We start from the raw sequence: 17,152 nt of genomic DNA on the forward strand, positions 1-17,152 counted from the left end.
ATTTAACAACAATATCAATTCAAAAAAATTTAAAAATCATGATGACAAGAGAACAGATAGATGCCGTATTGGCGGTAATCACCAGTCAGGAAAAAGCCGGACAGGGCAATGAGAGAGTAAAGGAAATTACAAACCGTCTTCTGAAAGACCTTTTTTATGCAATGGTCGACCTTAATATTACTTCGGAGGAAATGTGGCACGCAGCAGATTATCTGAAAACGGTTGGGCAGAACAACGAATGGGGATTGCTTTTCGCAGGTTTAGGAATTGAAAAATTCATGGATGACATGATGGATCATGAAGACCAGGAGGCAGGATTAAATAATGTAACACCGAGAACCATCGAAGGACCGCTTTATGTTGCGGGTTCTCCGGAAACTGAATCTTATGCGGAACTGGAAAACAATCCTGAAGAAAACCGCAATCTGGAAAGATTCTATATGGAAGGAACCGTAAAAGATGTTGACGGAAATCCTGTAGAAGGCGCTTTGCTGGAAGTTTGGCACTGCAACGAACATGGAATGTATTCTTATTTCGATACAAGTCAGTCTGAATACAATTTAAGAAGAGCCATCAGAATTGGAGCTGATGGAAAATATAAGTTCAAAACCGTTGTTCCACCGGGATATTCATGTCCGCCCGGAAGCGCAACCGATAAAATGATGACGCTTTTGGGAAGACACGGAAGCCGACCTGCGCATATCCACTTCTTCGTTACAGCGCCGGGTTACAGAAAACTGACTACCCAGATCAATATCGAAGGAGATCCTTTAATTTTTGAAGATTTTGCTTTTGCAACGAAAGCAGATTTGGTACCTAAAATTACCAGACATTCCGCGGAAGAAGCTGTCGCTAATGGTTACGGAGACGAAGCTTACGCACATTCATTTTTCAATTTCACTATTGTGAAAGAAGAAGCAATTCATGATAACGGCGAAAATCACAGAACGAGAGCACTCGCATCATAACAGTTTGAAATCAATCTAATCTTCAGACAGACTCTTCATTTCCGGATGTAGAGTTTGTTTGGTTTTTTCAATTTTGAAAGACAAAAAATTTAATTAAATGCCTTCAGCAAAAGTAAATAACACAGAAATCAACTATCTTTTTGAAAATCACGGCAAAGAGAACACGCTCGTATTTTCAAATTCATTGGGAACCAACTTTTCGATGTGGGAAAAACAGTGGGAAGAGATTTCAAAACATTTCAACATTCTGTTCTACGATACCCGCGGACACGGAAAAAGCGAAGTAACGGAGGGCGATTACAGTGCTGAACTTCTAGGAAACGATATTTTACAACTCACTGAATTTTTAGGAATTAAGGAATTTTATTTCTGTGGAATTTCAATGGGTGGATTAATTGGTCAGTGGCTGGCATTAAGTGCTGATGGAAGACTTAAAAAATTGATTATCTCCAATACAGCAGCCAAAATCGGTACCGCTGAGGGCTGGAACAGCCGGATCAAAAGCGTATCCGAAAACGGACTTTCTTCCATTCTTGAAGCAACTGCCGAAAGATGGTTTACGGAAAGTTTCAATAAAAATCATAAAAATGAAGTGGATGGAATTCTGAAAAATTTCGCTGCAACGCCTTTGCAGGGATATATTTCCAACTGTGCGATGGTCCGCGATGCCGATTTCAGAAATGAACTCGACAAAATCAATATTCCTACCCTCGTCATTTCAGGAAAATACGATGAAGTAACAACAGTTGAAGACGGCAATTTTCTACAGAAAAATATCAGAAATTCAGAACATATTTATTTGGAAACCTGCCATCTTTCCAACTTCGAAAAACCAACTGAATTCAACGACGCGGTTGTTCGGTTTTTAAATCAATAAAGAAATATGCAGTTTGCATTAAATATAAAAAAAGTAAAATGAAACACGTTCCACAAATTACACCACAGGAAGCCGCAGCGTTGGTAAAAGATGACGACACCCTTTTACAGGGCGGTTTCGGGATGACCGGAAATCCGGTTCACCTGATGCACGCTTTGGCGGAAACAGAAACGAAAAACCTCACTTTCATCGGAAATAATGTTGGCGAACCTGGCTTAGGCGGTGGCCGGCTTTTAAGAAACGGACAGATAAAAAAAATGATCGGCTCCTTTTTCACTTCAAATCCTGAAGCCGTAAAAGCAGCCCAAAACGGCGATGTAGAATATGAACTCATCCCGCAGGGAACGCTCGCAGAAGCGGTTCGGGCAGGCGGCGCAGGAATTGGCGGCTTTTATACCGTAACTTCTGCCGGAACCGAAATTGCAGAAGGAAGAGAAACCAAAATCATCAACGGAAAAGAAATGGTTTTCGTTCCCGGGATCCGAGGAAATGTAGCCTTTATCCGCGCCTGGAAAGCTGACACTGCAGGGAATCTTCAGTACAGAATGACGGAGCAGAATTTTAACCGTGCTTTCGCAACTGCCGCTGATCTGGTGATTGCAGAAGTGGAAGAAATTGTTGAGGTTGGCGAAATTGCCGCTGAAAATATTCACACACAAGGCTGTTATATCGACTATTTGGTTCAGGCGCATACGACTTTGGAAGAACTCGGAAGTTCAGGTTCGGTAAGCAAATCAAAAGTCGTTTCGGAAAAAAGAATGAATATGGCAAAACGCGCTTTAGCCGAGCTTCAGAAAGGCGAAGTGGTGAATCTGGGAATCGGAATTCCAACCTTAGTAGCAGATTTGATCACCGAAGAACACGGAATCATTCTTCATACAGAAAACGGAATGTTGGGTGTTGGTCCTGTTCCTGAAGATGGCGGCGGCGCAATGGATTATCCCGTGAATGCAGGAAAAATCCCCGTTACAGCACTTCCGGGAACCAGCTATTTCGACAGCACCGATTCTTTCGCAATGATCCGCGGCGGACATATCGATACCGCGGTGATGGGCGGTCTTCAGGTGGATGAAGCTGGAAATCTTGCCAACTGGGCTGTTCCGGGCGAACCGCTTTTAGGAGTTGGCGGCGCAATGGATCTGGCTTCGGGCGCGAAAAAACTCATCATCACGATGATGCATACCGAAAGAGACGGAACTTCGAAAATCGTTCCCGTCTGCGATTTACCTTTGACGGCTTTAAAATCTGTCGATGTCGTAATTACGGATCTTGCAGTTTTTAAATACATCGATGGTAAATTAACCCTGACGGAGGTTATGCCGGGCGCAACATTAGAAGAAGTCCGCGAAAAAACTGCTGCAAAGTTTGAAGAAAGACTTTCATAAAAAAACGGCTTAAACCCAGGCATTGAAGAAAACCAACAAAATAAGAGCTTTTCTTTTTTCACCGATTTTAATTTACATTATCCGGTGTATTATTGGATTTTCTATTGGATATTTTCTTTTAAAAACCTTTCCGGGGTTTGATCTTTTTTGGGCATTGCTTTCTATTCTGCTGGTCATTTCTCCGGAAGGGAAAGATTCGAAAAGATTATCCATTGAGCGGGTGAAAGCTAATTTTATCGGTGCATTATCCGGAATTATTGTATTTTCACTCCCGATTGAGCTGTATTTTAAAATTCTGATCGGAATTACAGCGGCAGCGCTGATCTGCAAACTGTTTAATCTACTGAATGTGTCGCGGAGCGCCATTGTTGCGATCATCATCGTTTTGATGGAGCGGCCGGACGAAAGTTTTATGGCACCGGTGGAAAGGTTCGTATCGGTATTCATCGGCTGCATAATCGGTTTGCTGGTTACCGTTTCCACGGCTTTTATGATTAAATTTGTGCACCGCAAAATACTTGATCTGGAATACCACATCAGTAATAAAAATTAAATTAAAAAAATATGAATAAACAAGCATATATTATCGACGGAACCCGTTCTGCCATTGGAAATTTCAAAGGAAGTTTAGCACCGGTAAGAACAGATGACCTGATGGCTTCCGTGATTAAAAGCCTTGTAGCCAAAAATCCGGAATTACCTTTGGATAAAATTGATGATGTGATTATAGGCTGCGCAAATCAGGCCGGAGAAGATAACAGAAACGTTGCAAGAATGGCTCTGCTTTTGGCCGGACTTCCAACCAGTGTTCCGGGAGAAACCGTGAACAGGCTTTGTGCATCAGGAATGAGCTCAATTGCTCAGGCGATGAGAGCGATAAAATCCGGCGAAGGGGATCTTTTTATTGCCGGCGGTGTGGAAGGAATGTCACGCGCACCTTACGCGATTTCGAAAGCAGAAAGCGCTTTTGGAACTGATTCTAAAATGTACGATTCAAGTTTCGGATGGCGCTTTGTCAATCCGCAGATGGAGAAAATGTACGGAACAGAAGCCATGGGCAAAACCGCGGAAAACCTGGCCGAAATCTATAAAATATCACGCGAGGAACAGGATGAATTTGCTTTGAATTCTCAGATGAAAGCAAAAAAAGCGCAGGAATCCGGAAGGTTGGCAGAAGAAATTTCTGATATCGCGATTCCTCAGAGAAAAGGCGATCCGGTCATTATCAACAAAGACGAATTCATTAAACCTAATTCCACAATGGAAGGTTTAGGAAAATTGAGAGCCGCTTTTATTAAAGAAAACGGGACCGTAACTGCTGGAAATGCTTCGGGATTAAATGACGGTGCTGCTGCAGTGCTTATTGCGTCTGATGACGCGGTAAAAAATTACGGCCTGAAACCCTTAGCGAAAATAGTAAGTTCCGCTGTTGTGGGAGTTGAACCCCGAATTATGGGAATCGGCCCTGTTGATGCTACAAAACTGGCATTAAAAAGAGCCAATCTTACTTTAGACCAAATCGATATCATCGAACTGAACGAAGCTTTCGCGGCGCAAAGTATCGCGTGTCTGAAGGAACTTGGAATTGCAAATGACGATGCAAGAGTAAATGTGAACGGAGGTGCTATTGCACTTGGTCACCCACTTGGAATGAGCGGAACGCGGATTACCTATTCTGCAGCTTTCGAACTGAATAAAACCGGCAAAAAATATGCATTGGCTACAATGTGTATCGGTGTTGGACAGGGTTACGCGGTGATTCTGGAAAATGTAAATGTATAATTGTCGCTGAATAACCAATGTGAAATATAAAACCCTTTCAATTGAAAGGGTTTTTAGTTGGTGCTGAATGGTATTCTCTGAATAAAACACCAAAATTATTTTATAGCCCCGATTGGAGCATGTGTTTGAGCTTTTTTGGGCCGCGGCAAAGCCGCGGCCTGAAAAAGCGAGTGCGGAAAGCGGGACGGGTTTCAGCAAAAAAGCGAAACCCTGTTGCTCCTGAAAATTTTAATGTTGGGTTTTCTCCGGATCATCGTAATTCACCATCCAGTTGATGCCGAACTTATCGGTCCACATGCCAAAATACGCGCCCCAAAACGTTTCCGCGAGAGGCATTGTCACATTTCCTCCTTCGGAAAGACCGTTGAAAAGCCTGTCGGCTTCTTCTTTAGAATCGGTGTTGATTGAAAGTGAAATATTGTTTCCCTGAATGAATTGCGACGCATATTCCCCGCCTGTGTCAGATCCCATCAGAACCGTTTCCTGAGAAATAGGCAGGGTGACGTGCATGATTTTGTTTTTATCATCTTCAGACATCTGTTTGCCTTCTTCACCGGAAGGCATATCACCGAAACGGCCGATATAAGGAAATTCTCCGCCGAAAACGGATTTGTAGAAATTAAAAGCTTCTTCGCAGTTTCCGTTGAAAGTTAAGTACGCGTTTACCTGTGCCATGATTGTAGTTTTTTTGTTATTTAATTGATGAAAAAAGTTCCTCTTTATAAAAATTTTCAGAAAAATGAGTTTCCGAAAACATTGATTTCTATACTCTTGTTTTTTTTAGAGCCAACCGATAGCCTACTAAAACCAGGGCCCAAACAGCAATCCCAAGAATCCAGAACCAAATGGGCGACGGAATGGTGATCATCATATAGACCGACGTTATTAGAAAGAAAATCCCAATAATGATGGCGTAGATTTTTTTACCGTCGTTTGCAATTATTGTTGATACAAAACCTCCTGCCAATGCACCTGCGGCATAAGAAATAATGACAAAGAAAACGGCCATAAACGGTGCCTGTTCAACGTAATCTTTAATCGCTGCTGCATCACTGGGATCAGTGCCTGCAGGAAGTGGATAAAGATAATGACCCAACTGCTGAACGAGCCCAACGGCGATACTGGTGGCTACTATTCCAGCGATTATTGCTGCTGCTTTTCTTAACATTTTACTGGTTTTTCCATGTTGTTTTATAACTTAATGTTCCATCATAGCTCTTCCAGTTTCCGATGAATTCGATGAACTGTTTTTCGACCTGCTGAAGTTTTGCATTCCACATAAAAGTGTAAATGAATTTACCGGTAAAAATACCGGAATGTTTGCCTTTCGGTTCTTCCGCAAGCCGTATTCACCATACACGGTACTGCGTTTTTTGCCGTCGCGGTATTGGTTGATTTTCAGTTTTCCTTCAAATTTTGAAAAGTTCTTTTCAACCATTGAATATCCTGCGAGAAAATATTCCTGATCGTTTTTCCTGTTCTGTTCTGAAATATTAATTTTGATCTTGAGAGGTTCTTTGCCTGCAATTGTTCCCGTGTAAGGTTGGGATTTATTCATCCACACTTCAGCGATATTAGGCATTTGCGAAAACGCGAAACCTGATGCTAGCAGGAATATTAATAGGAATTTTTTCATTTGCTTGGTTGTTTTAGCGATTCCAGATAGGTCATAATTTGATTAGAATTGTCAAAATGCATCGGGACTTTCTTTTTATCTTTTTGCAAAACCCCTTCAAATACAATAACATTAAATAATTTGGGCATTAATTTAAGTCCCAAAGAACCTTTAAAAACACCTTGCTTTTCAATGTTTAAGAGAGCGCTGTATATTTGAATTGATTCATCATTCACTATGGCAGTTTCCGTTTGATTGTAATTCACATTTCCTGTAATCTTATGAGTCTCATCACCGATCTGCAAACTTCCTTCTACGTCATACAGGCTTGATATTCCGGTACTCATCAATACTGAACTAAAAGTAACTTTTATCGACTGTTTTTTACCCTTTTCCCCTTCAAAATAATGACCGTTATTCTTAATTAAGTCAGGCAGGTCAATGCTCTTCTGTGCTGACGTAATAATAAAACACAAAAGAAAAAAGAAAACATATTTCATATTAAACACCAAACTGGCCGAGGTGATGATTCAGGTGTTTCGCCAGCATATTGTTCCATTCCTGAGCGGTAAGTTTGCCAAACGAGTGCGACATTTTACCGTCAAAAGCTTCTTTACCCAACTGCTGGGTTTTTTGGATGAAACCGATCAAACGCTTTTTTTCGGTTTCAAAATCTTTGTTGCCCTTGATGATAAACATCGGACCCGTCGGGATATTCTGCTTGTACGGAATTTCATTTACAGTTTTTGGTTTCACAAAATTTTTCAGCAGAAATCCTGCAATAAAACCCGGTTTGGGATGTTTATCAGTTTCGTAAATCGTTTCGTAAGCAACGTTCAGATGAGCAAGTACCTGATCTACGCTCATTTTGCCCCACTTTCTCTGGGTTTCCGGCGTAAGTGTATTGATTCTGTCGATGTAATTCTGCGCATCTTTAGCGTCGAAAATGTTCTGCATGTTTTCAGGTTTTTTTATTTCAAAACAAATTTAATATTTTTTGAGTTTGCTCCTGAAACTATTTTAGAGTATCATCACTATTGTTTCCAGCCCCATGGTTTTGAACTGAATTCAATAGGCTGGGTTAAATCAAATTCAACTGTAAACACCCTGTCGCTGCCAATTCTACGCAGATTATAACTGAATGTTTTCTCATCCAAAGTAATCCACCAAACATTCGTTGAAGCGTAAGAAATCCTGTTGGCAGTTTCTTCATCTGCCGGAAAAATCTGAAGATTTTCTAAGCCCTGATTCGGAGCCTGACCGCCGTATTGCGTCACCTGATCTTCTGTACCGTCTTCGTGGCGGTGGTCGTGCTTAAGTTTTAAAATTGATTTATCATTCTTTGATAAAACCCAAGTGCGCGAACTGTTTTCACCTACATAAAACGGAATTCTGATTCTGTTAGATTCGCAACTCAAAACCTGCATCACCAGACGCTTACCGGTGAAACCGTCGCCTTCTTTACCGCCGGCTGTAATTTTTCCTTCGTAGGATTTAGAGCAGTGATTTTTTAAACTGTTCCAGAATATTTCGCTAGGTATCTGTTTATTCTGAGCATTCAGATTGTAAAATAAGATTGTAAAAATAAGTAATGTAAAATTTTTTACCATGCTTTTTAATATGAGTGTTAACGAATTTATGATAGCTAAAAGATCCGAAGACGAATCCTTCTCAAATATAAACATTTTGTTAGTAACAGACTGTCTTAGCGAAACAGATAAAATAAAAAAAGGCCGCCATTGGCAGCCTTTTTTTGGATATTGAAATTTTACTTTACTATAAGATTCTGGCTGTAGGTTGCCCCGTCAGCTGAAACTACAATTCTGTACGTTCCTGTTTTCAGTGCACCGATACTGATCTTGTTCTGATCTGCGGCGAGTGATCCTGATTTCACTAATCTTCCTGAAAGATCATAGATCTTGAAATCAGATTTTACATTATTTTTCAACTGAACATTTACTTCACCTTTGGCAGGATTCGGATAAAGACTGAAGCCTTTCTTAGAAGTATCGCTCACTGCAAGATTTTTAGTAATATTAAATCTGGTAGCATTTACTGCAAAATAAATATTGTTAACCGCCTTCACCATAACTCTTGCATTAGAGGTATCAATATTCGGCAGTATTACATCTGCAGTTCCTGTATTCGGTACACTTGCAGCCAAAACTGTCGGATAAGTTAATCCGTTATCGGTGGAAAGCAAAACCTGAACATTTGCAGTATTAATTGGAGCGGCGTTGGTCCCTGCAACATCCCAGTTTACGGTAAGTGCTGTTTCTCCAGTATAGGTAGCTGCGACGTTCTGAGAAGTGACTCTGAAAGGTGCCGTGCCTGCAACAGTTACTACCATATTTTGCCTTGCAGCCTGATTACCTGTCGCCTTATTGTCATTAACGAGCAGCGCGAAATTAAGCGTTCTTGCCACGGTTGGGATAACTTCCCATATTGGCGCAAGATTACCTGCAGCTATGGAGGCCATCATGGGGAAATATCGCTGAGGAGACGTTGTAGGCGTTACAGAACGGAATACTGCTCCATTGGTCTGAGTTGGCGAAGGTTCAGTTGAAGTTGTTGAAGTTCTTGTATCGGTTTGTTCCCAAAGATAGGTAACTGCGTCACCGTCAGGGTCAGATGCGGTACCGGTCAGTACAAATGCGGTTCCCGCTGGAATGGTATAATTCGCAAGAGGCTGAACTACCGGAACCTGATTATTGTTCGGAGTTTTTTCCCCACATACAGAGCTGTTCTGAGTGGTGATATTAGTATACATTTGATTCACACTTACTACATGGAAGTAAGCGTCACTGTTAGGCTGCACATTAGGCGCGCAAATTCCGGCATAAGCCATTATCGTACTTCCGCTTCCAGGCTCGACGGAGCTTCCTGACGATCTGTTACCACCACACGAATTATCAAAAGTATGTTGGGCTCCCCACTGGTGGCCCATCTCGTGTGCTACATAATCGATGTCAAAGGCATCGGTTCTCGGTGCAGAGCGACCTGTAACACCACGAGCCTTACTCGTAGTACACGGCGATCTCAACTGCGCGATTCCACCGCCACCGGTACTGAAGATGTGACCGATATCGTAAGCTGCTGTTCCGATTGTTGCATCGATAAAGGCTTGATTTTCGTTAAGGAGTAAACTACCGTTATTATTGGTAAATCCAGGTCCGTAAGCATCAGTCCCGATCGAAATCAACAAATCATTGTTGGGTATCATGGTCATGGTTAATGATATCGTCTTTTCGTATACCCCATTCACTCTGGTCATCGTAGTATTCATTGCCGCAAGAACTGCAGCCTTCTTCTGTTCAACCGTGCCAGATCCTAATCCTGCCCTGTTGATGTGATAATTAGAGTATTCAACAGTGGAAGAAAGTGCCAAACGGTAATTTCTAAACAGGCCATCCTGAACCAGCGCCTGTGCCTGTGGCTCAATTGCTGCCGTGTTTTCTTCAGGATTTTCGTAATGGCATACAAAACCACCCACACTTGGCAATTCTTTACGGTCGTACACCATGTACGTAGATTTATCCTGAGTATGAGCATCAAGATAAGCGGTTTTTCCTTCGTTGAAGTACATTATATTTATCCCGTCGTACGGGCTGACACTGAATCGGATTGAGTTGCTCTGGTTTCCTTTTTCATAACCTACATACGATCTGATCTCCGGGAATTTTGCCTGTAAAACAGGATCCATTACCGAGGCTTCGTTTACCACATAGTTTACGAGCTTTCCGTCTGCAGTAGGAAATTTCAGGATGAGCGATTCGTTATTAGAAAATCTCTGTGGTGCTGTAGCCAAATCATTTTTAAGATCCTCCAGATTAAGTTTAAATAATTTATACTTTACCGGGGTCGAGGTCTTGTCATACACGGGCGCCTTGCTGTCTACGCTTGCGACCGACTTCCAGTGGTTTGTCTGCGAGAAAACTATTCCCGAAAACATCACTGCCGCTGTCAATAGTAGTTTTGATTTCATGCGAAAATTTTATGGTTTTATTTTTTGAATTTCTATCGTTTTAAACTGATGATTTTTACTGATGACGATAACACTTGCGGGATTAGACCTGCCTGTATACTCGCGATTATCATAGGGCTGAACAGTAATTTTTAATGTATTACCGCCGCCAGATACCCCCGTAACAGTGAAATCTGATTTTTCAATCTTTGGCTGTACCAGAATATACATTTCTGTTTCAGTAAAAGACGGTATTGGATTTTTCCTCGGAGAAGGGTTATTCATGTTGATGGTGTTATATATGCGGTCAATACTTTTCTGCGAATTCAGGATCTCGGATTCACTTTCAATAAGCTTCACGTTTACATGATTGATTTCGGAAAATTCCATATTTTTCAAATCTTCAACAGGTTTTACATGAAGCTGCTGGCAGGACATTACAATATACAACAACAAAATATAGCGCATAAATTACTTATTATGAGTTCAATTCATTTATGAACTGACGAAAATACATATTTTTTAGCAAAAGAGCACTCCTTTGACAATATTTCTATCAAAACAATATCATTTTCCTTATCTATTAGCTTATTTCTTTAGTATATAATAGAAAAAAAAAACGGACCGAAGTCCGTTCTTAATTATTGAGTGATAGTTACCTTCGTGCCTTTCGTATGCGCATTCATCTGTGGCGCGTAATAATTCTGCAGAGTGGTAATTCCGTTGCTGAAAGTTCCCGATGCGTTGCAGATATAATCGTACTCGAAAACGTACTTCCCTTTCGGCATATATTCGATGTAGAAATTTGTTGAAGCATCTTTCGTGGACTGATAATAACCCAAACTGTTTTTCCATTCATAACCTGAAATAATGTTCAACGGCTCAAAACCTGCAGCACGCATATCTTTCAAATGAATGAATTCCATATTTCTGTCGGTATTCAAAATCATTCTTACGGTAACTTTATCCCCCACTTTTAACGGTGAATTTTCTGTGATTTTAATTAACTCTTCGCCGTTTACGGTTTTCACTTTTTTATACAGTTCTTTCGTGATCAAAAGGTAAGATTCGGAGGATTTAATTTTGTCCAGATCCTCATAATACTGCCAGAACAAGCCCCCCTGAACAATTCCGGGACCGGGTTTGGTGACAGTAACCGTTCCTAAATTTTTATCAATTACAGATTCCTTCACTGAACTTTTTACGTAACCTGTTGCTTTTGTATCCGGATTTACAAGTTCTTTTCCGCCCCAAATAATGGTTGCTGCATCGCTTTCTGAATTCGTCCATGATTTCCTTGAATTTAAAATAGTAAAAATCACTTCTGCAGTCCCACGTGAACTTCCCCATGAATTCACTTCTTTCTGGGTAATCAGCCAGATTTTCATTTCCTCAATGAAATTGGTATCGTTAGGCGTCAGTTTATTAAACGCCTCCAAAGCTCCGGCGTGATTTACAGTTTTAGAATTGTACCAGCCCCAATCGTTCAGATTCTGTTTCCAGTAAACGCCCTGAGTTTCTGTATCTGTAGAAGTTTCTTTAAGATAAGTCAGGAATTTTTTCGAAACATCTTTCAATCCGTAACTGTCAAATAAAATCGCTAAACGGTGCAATCCAAAGAAAGTAAAATCGGTGATTTTTTCTGTTTTCGCTTTGGAAATTACGGCATTTTTCAGCGCAGTTCCTTTCGCTTTTAAAGGATATTCTTTCTCCCAATAATTTCGGGTATCGAGATAGTCCAGAACATAATTATTAACCACGTTCTTTTTATCGATCTGCCCATATTTATTCACTTCCGTATCCACAAAACTGATCAGTTTAGAAACCATTTCTTTCTGTTCAGAACTTTGATAATCTGCGGTATTTCCTTTCAGCCATTCATTAATTTTTCCTAAAGATTTCAAAATGTACAGCGAGTTATAATACGAACTTGGATAACCTTGATACCACGAAAATCCACCATCCGGATTTTGCAGTTTTTTCAGCTCTGCCCAATCGCTTTGAATGGAATTCCGCATCGTATTTGCATCAAAAAGACGAGCCAATTTTTCCATTTGTTCCGTTTCATTTTTACTGTCCAAAACCCAAGGCGTTTCTTCCAGCAGCAACTGTTTCAGTTCCTGATTTTTTTCAAGATTTGAAGTCAGTAAACCTTTGCTTTGATATTCTTCAAAAACAGTTTTCAGTTTTGGATTGGCTTTAAAAATTTCAGAAGCCAAAACATCAGCAAACCATTTATTAAAAATAACATCAGCTGAATTGTTTTGGTCGTTTTTCAGACTTGGCAAAGCAAACATAATTTCCCAGATTGGATTGGTTGTCAGTTCCAAAGTATTGGAAAAATTAGTGGCGGTTGTTGAAGTATTTTTGGCTAAATTTTCCAGTGTAAACGTTTTGGTCTGACCTTCTTTCACGAAAATCGGAACAGCATCGGTAACCAGCATTCTGTTTGGCAACACGGCGATTGCTTTTTGTTCACCATCAGAGAAATTACCGGCTTTGGCTACGATTTTAATAATGATCGAAGACACATCGTTCGGAACTTTAAGTTTCCAGTTGACCACAGCATTTCCGTTTTCGGCAAGACTGAAGGTTTCCTGTGTTTCATTCAAACTAAATTTACCGGAAATATCTTCATTGGTAAAAGCATCCAAAATCTGAAGCTGTGCCGTTCCGTTGAGCTTTTGACTGACTAAACTTGAAAGTTTGGACTGAAGATTCAGTTCGTCACCTTCACGCAGAAATCTCGGATAATTTGGTGTAACCGAAAACTCTTTCTGCGTTACCACCTCTTTCTCCAAAACTGCAGATCTTGCATCTTTGGTATGGGCCAAAAACATGAGTTTCCATTGAGTTAAAGCTTCCGGCGAAGTAAACTCAAAAGTTACGTTTCCATCTTTGTCAGTTAATAAATTAGGGTAGAAAAATGCGGTTTCGTTTAAGTTTTGACGAACCGGAATTTTCCCCAAATCCTCTTTTTTCCCGCCCAGTCCAATTACCACAACTTCTTCCACATCCGAAACAGAAGTGGAATCAACCATACGTTCGGCTTTTGGCGGCGGCGGCGGCGGATTTCCAACCGATTTCATTTCAGATTTGGCTCGAACAGCATTTGACTGTTCGGCAACTGCCGCACTATACATTACTTCCATTCGGTTTCCGTAAATTCCTCCATTAAACCAATTAAATTCGGGAATATTAACTCCTTTCTGATTTAGATACGGTACCCTTTTGCTGAAGTTCTCCTGAGACAGGTATTCATTGATTCCATAAGAATTGATGAGGAAATATTTCTGATACAATTTTTGCCAGGAATAAGAATTGGCTGCAAACTGATCCAAAGATTTATCATACATATTGGCTAAAACTTCAGCATTGACGCGTTCTTTGTCATCGCCAAGAATTTTTACCGTCCATTTTTCTTTGGAATTCGGTTGAAGTTTGTCGCGGAAAGTCACGGTTTCAATTCTCAACGGTTTTTTATCGGAAGCAATCTTAAGATTTACCGATTGCGTCTGCACATCATTGAAAGCGACCAACTGAAACTGCACATTGATCTGCTCGATACTTTCATCTTTCGGGAACGCTACTTCATAGTCCAAAACGCCGTTTTTAAAAGATTTCTGTTCCGTCACCGTTTCACCGTTTCCGTTTTGAACGTAAATATTCACTAAAGCATTCGGAACTGCGGAATAAACATAGATTTTCGCTTTTTCACTTCTTTTGAATTCACTTTTTGGCTGAATAACTTTGAGGAAAGGTTTCTGTGAATCTGTTAGGAATCTTTTATCGAAGACTTCGAAAGTTTTTTCAGTTTTTATGGTGTCTTTTCCTTCAATATTATAAAGCTCCAGTTTATATTTTCCAGCGGCGAGTTTGCCCAATTCCAGGGATTCCTCCGTTTTCTGTAATCCGTTCAGAATGACGGATTGCATTCCTTTCTCTTTTTCTTCTTTGGAAAAATAATCATGCGGAAATTTCTGGATGAATTCCGGTTTCGTCAACTTCGGCAAATCCTGAATTTCGTCTTTAAAATTATCTCTGAAAACTCTTTCATTGGCAACCAGTTTTGAAAGTTTTACCTGATAGGGTTTCTTTAAGTTCTGCTCGTTGTAATTTTTGGTTTCAACTTTAAGCTTTAAATTTTCATCGGTAAAAGTATCTTTAATGTCGTCGGCTTTGATATAATGGGAAACCGAAGCAACCCGCACATTTGCCGTCTCCGATTGTGTTTCACCGTTGATATCCGTTACGGAAGCATTGATTTCATAATTATCGATCTGAATTCCATCTAAAGTTTCGTCTTTTTTCAAATCCAGTTTAATGGTAAACTCTCCTTTCTCATTGGTTTTCACCTCGCCTAAAATCGAGTTTTCATTATCATTTCCACGCGGATACCAGTAAAAATACATCCAGCGGATATTGCGTTTTTTTATTTCATAATTCACGGTCGCATTACTCAGCGGAATTCCGGAAAAAGTCATCGCTTTGCCTTTGATTTCTATGGTTTGTCCGTATTTGTATTCGTCTTTTACCGGATCGATAATGACTTCAAATTTCGGTCTTTTGTATTCTTCAACTTTAAAATATTTCATTCCGTCGATCAGATAATCTGATTTTTCATCGTCATTATCCACTTCAATACTGAATTCGCCGTTAAGTTTTCCCTGAGGAAGAATAAAACTGCCATTGATGGAGCCAAATTCGTTAGTGGTGAGCTGCTGTTTCGAAATTTCTTCACCGTTCGCATCATTTAAAATGATATTGAGTTTAGATTTCGAGACAACATTTTCTTCTTTGGATTGTCCGTTAAAAGCCGTGGCAATGACTTTAAAATAAACAGTTTGTCCAGGTCGGTAAATCGCTCTGTCAAGGAAAATCTGCGCCTGTTCGCGGTCCTGAATGTTGTTTTCGCCATAATACTGATTTCCGTAAACCTGCATCAGATTGAAATCATTGGTCTTCGGCTGCTGAACAAGATAATACCGGTAATAATCTTTTTCGCTGGAGACAGGGAATTTGAAAGTCGCAGACTGATCAGAAGTTGCATTAAATGAATTTATGGAAGTTCCGCGGGAATATTCAAAGATTTTCAGACCTTCATTGGAAATGGACTTTCCGTTTTCGCGGCTGACCAATTTCAGCTGGTCTTCCAGAGATTTCCTTTCATCTTTTTTTGCATAAATAATTCGCGAAGATGTGGAAATGAAATAAAAATTCTTCTGAATGGCATTTTCCACCACATATTCCACCATATAAATTCCGGAAGGAAGCGGCTTAATTTCCAGCGAAGTTTTGTGGGTTGCATAATCCTTTAAATCCTGAATACTGAAGGTTTCTTTACGCACAAGCGTTTTCTTCACATTTTGGAAAATATTTTTGTCATACTGATTGGAGACATATTTCAAAAAATTCTGAAAATCATCTTTTACTTCATAAATATTTAAAGAAAACTGATGAACATTTTTCGCCTCTGCAACCAAATGAATCGGCAGATTTGCCTGCGTGTGGGTTTCATATTTAATGACCAGCACCGGATTTACAATCTGGTTTTCCCGGTTTTTTATATTATCTGAAAACTTCGATTTCGGATATTGTTTTTTCGCAGTTTCAGCCCAGGAAAGCGCGTCCTGATATTTCTGCTCAGAAGTAAGTTCATCCATGATCTCAGCAATAATCAAAACTTTGTAATCGCCTTCTGTATTTGATTTTACAAGATCCTGAAGCTGCGCTAATTTATCCTTGCAGTTGGTAAATTCACAGTTATAGTTCAGTCTCTGATGCTGAAAATAGAGTTTGGAATTTCCTGAATTCCTGGCGATCAGTTCGTCATAAATATTCAATATATTATCATGGTTCGCTTTGAGTTCATTCGGAGTAAAAAGTTCAGAATTTTTCAAAAATTCGGTTTCATTTACCGCATTCCAGTCGAATAAAGTCGGGAAATACTCTAGATCCTGAGTTTCCTCGAAAACAGCTTTGTATTTTGAAAGCTGTATTTTTTGCAAATCAGCCTTTACCTTATTTAAATTTTCAAAATGTTGAGTTAAATAATTCTTGAAATCAAGTTTGCTCCAGGTTTCAATTTGGGCAACATCCTGATTATTAATATTGGTTCGTTGGTTAATTTCCCACGATTCATTCTGGTAATAATCCATAAAAAACTGACCAAGCATAACCTCATAAACCAGTTTCTGTTCTCCTTTCAGCTGATCACCGAAAGAAGAAAGCTTTTTAAAAAACTGACTCGACGAATCGTTGTTTCCGTCATCACGGGTTTGGTTCACAATGCTGAATTCCGCTTTCAGCGAGCGTATTAACTGATTCGCATTGTCGTCTTTCATGGCTTGTTTCTGGATTTCTAAAATAATGGGAAGATTCGATTTGTATTTTCCGGTTTTGTAATTCTCAGCGACTTTTTTCCACTGGTCATCGTAATATTTCTGACCAAAAAGCGGTGAGATAAAAGAGATTAAAAGGAAAAGCGTAAAAATTCTGGTGAAATTTTTCATATGGTTTATTGCTAAAGTCTTAATAGGATGCTAAAGGGAATTATTGGTT

General features: G+C 39.9%; 14 protein-coding genes. 5 read left to right on the plus strand and 9 right to left on the minus strand.

The features are described 5' to 3' along the window. The first annotated feature begins 38 nt into the window (after positions 1–38). From KTV93_RS02285 to pcaF, 5 genes are all read left to right on the plus strand, one after another. Positions 39–968, plus strand: coding sequence for a dioxygenase family protein (locus KTV93_RS02285; RefSeq protein ID WP_218249717.1), 930 nt, complete (start codon positions 39–41; stop codon positions 966–968). Positions 969–1,065: 97 nt separating this feature from the next. Beyond that, on the plus strand, positions 1,066–1,845 hold the full coding sequence (gene pcaD, locus KTV93_RS02290; RefSeq protein WP_218249718.1) for a 3-oxoadipate enol-lactonase: 780 nt from the start codon (positions 1,066–1,068) through the stop codon (positions 1,843–1,845). A gap of 38 nt (positions 1,846–1,883) precedes the next feature. Then, on the plus strand, positions 1,884–3,230 hold the full coding sequence (locus KTV93_RS02295; protein WP_218249719.1) for a 3-oxoacid CoA-transferase: 1,347 nt from the start codon (positions 1,884–1,886) through the stop codon (positions 3,228–3,230). A 22-nt stretch (positions 3,231–3,252) separates the two neighbouring features. Next, positions 3,253–3,783, plus strand: coding sequence for an FUSC family protein (locus KTV93_RS02300; protein ID WP_218249720.1), 531 nt, complete (start codon positions 3,253–3,255; stop codon positions 3,781–3,783). Positions 3,784–3,794: 11 nt separating this feature from the next. Beyond that, positions 3,795–5,012: a 3-oxoadipyl-CoA thiolase gene (gene pcaF, locus KTV93_RS02305; protein WP_218249721.1), complete on the plus strand. Its 1,218-nt coding sequence runs from the start codon at positions 3,795–3,797 to the stop codon at positions 5,010–5,012. 228 nt (positions 5,013–5,240) lie between these two features. Here pcaF and KTV93_RS02310 read toward each other — a convergent pair whose 3' ends face one another. The 9 genes from KTV93_RS02310 to KTV93_RS02350 all read right to left on the minus strand — a co-directional run bounded on the left by KTV93_RS02310 (position 5,241) and on the right by KTV93_RS02350 (position 17,103). Further along, positions 5,241–5,687 carry a VOC family protein gene (locus KTV93_RS02310; RefSeq protein WP_218249722.1) on the minus strand — a complete coding sequence of 149 codons (447 nt, stop codon included), beginning with the start codon at positions 5,685–5,687 and terminating at the stop codon, positions 5,241–5,243. A gap of 88 nt (positions 5,688–5,775) precedes the next feature. Continuing rightward, a complete protein-coding gene (locus tag KTV93_RS02315; RefSeq protein ID WP_218249723.1) occupies positions 5,776–6,180 on the minus strand; it encodes a hypothetical protein in 405 nt (134 codons plus the stop codon). Positions 6,181–6,210: 30 nt separating this feature from the next. Then, a complete protein-coding gene (locus tag KTV93_RS02320) occupies positions 6,211–6,648 on the minus strand; it encodes a hypothetical protein (protein ID WP_230259180.1) in 438 nt (145 codons plus the stop codon). Then, entirely contained in the window at positions 6,645–7,127 is a 483-nt protein-coding gene (locus KTV93_RS02325) for a hypothetical protein (protein WP_218249724.1), read from the minus strand. The genes KTV93_RS02320 and KTV93_RS02325 overlap by 4 nt, the downstream gene beginning before the upstream one ends. A 1-nt stretch (position 7,128) precedes the next feature. Next, entirely contained in the window at positions 7,129–7,584 is a 456-nt protein-coding gene (locus KTV93_RS02330; RefSeq protein WP_218249725.1) for a DUF1569 domain-containing protein, read from the minus strand. A 77-nt stretch (positions 7,585–7,661) separates the two neighbouring features. Further along, on the minus strand, positions 7,662–8,237 hold the full coding sequence (locus tag KTV93_RS02335; RefSeq protein ID WP_218249726.1) for a hypothetical protein: 576 nt from the start codon (positions 8,235–8,237) through the stop codon (positions 7,662–7,664). Between the two features lie 158 nt (positions 8,238–8,395). After that, positions 8,396–10,612 carry a zinc-dependent metalloprotease gene (locus KTV93_RS02340; RefSeq protein WP_218249727.1) on the minus strand — a complete coding sequence of 739 codons (2,217 nt, stop codon included), beginning with the start codon at positions 10,610–10,612 and terminating at the stop codon, positions 8,396–8,398. 9 nt (positions 10,613–10,621) lie between these two features. Beyond that, complete coding sequence (locus tag KTV93_RS02345) at positions 10,622–11,059, minus strand: hypothetical protein (protein ID WP_218249728.1); 438 nt, start codon at positions 11,057–11,059, stop codon at positions 10,622–10,624. 173 nt (positions 11,060–11,232) lie between these two features. Further along, on the minus strand, positions 11,233–17,103 hold the full coding sequence (locus KTV93_RS02350) for an alpha-2-macroglobulin family protein (RefSeq protein ID WP_218249729.1): 5,871 nt from the start codon (positions 17,101–17,103) through the stop codon (positions 11,233–11,235). Positions 17,104–17,152 lie beyond the last annotated feature (49 nt).

Source organism: Kaistella faecalis (genome assembly GCF_019195395.1).
GTDB classification, from domain to species: domain Bacteria; phylum Bacteroidota; class Bacteroidia; order Flavobacteriales; family Weeksellaceae; genus Kaistella; species Kaistella faecalis.

What these genes read in the sequence shown, in the direction of transcription:
- KTV93_RS02285 (WP_218249717.1), top strand. Translation starts at nt 39, where the DNA reads ATGATGACAAGAGAACAGATAGATGCCGTATTGGCGGTAATCACCAGT.
- pcaD (WP_218249718.1), top strand. Translation starts at nt 1,066, where the DNA reads ATGCCTTCAGCAAAAGTAAATAACACAGAAATCAACTATCTTTTTGAA.
- KTV93_RS02295 (WP_218249719.1), top strand. Translation starts at nt 1,884, where the DNA reads ATGAAACACGTTCCACAAATTACACCACAGGAAGCCGCAGCGTTGGTA.
- pcaF (WP_218249721.1), top strand. Translation starts at nt 3,795, where the DNA reads ATGAATAAACAAGCATATATTATCGACGGAACCCGTTCTGCCATTGGA.
- KTV93_RS02310 (WP_218249722.1), bottom strand. Translation starts at nt 5,687, where the DNA reads ATGGCACAGGTAAACGCGTACTTAACTTTCAACGGAAACTGCGAAGAA.
- KTV93_RS02315 (WP_218249723.1), bottom strand. Translation starts at nt 6,180, where the DNA reads ATGTTAAGAAAAGCAGCAGCAATAATCGCTGGAATAGTAGCCACCAGT.
- KTV93_RS02320 (WP_230259180.1), bottom strand. Translation starts at nt 6,648, where the DNA reads ATGAAAAAATTCCTATTAATATTCCTGCTAGCATCAGGTTTCGCGTTT.
- KTV93_RS02325 (WP_218249724.1), bottom strand. Translation starts at nt 7,127, where the DNA reads ATGAAATATGTTTTCTTTTTTCTTTTGTGTTTTATTATTACGTCAGCA.
- KTV93_RS02330 (WP_218249725.1), bottom strand. Translation starts at nt 7,584, where the DNA reads ATGCAGAACATTTTCGACGCTAAAGATGCGCAGAATTACATCGACAGA.
- KTV93_RS02335 (WP_218249726.1), bottom strand. Translation starts at nt 8,237, where the DNA reads ATGGTAAAAAATTTTACATTACTTATTTTTACAATCTTATTTTACAAT.
- KTV93_RS02340 (WP_218249727.1), bottom strand. Translation starts at nt 10,612, where the DNA reads ATGAAATCAAAACTACTATTGACAGCGGCAGTGATGTTTTCGGGAATA.
- KTV93_RS02345 (WP_218249728.1), bottom strand. Translation starts at nt 11,059, where the DNA reads ATGCGCTATATTTTGTTGTTGTATATTGTAATGTCCTGCCAGCAGCTT.
- KTV93_RS02350 (WP_218249729.1), bottom strand. Translation starts at nt 17,103, where the DNA reads ATGAAAAATTTCACCAGAATTTTTACGCTTTTCCTTTTAATCTCTTTT.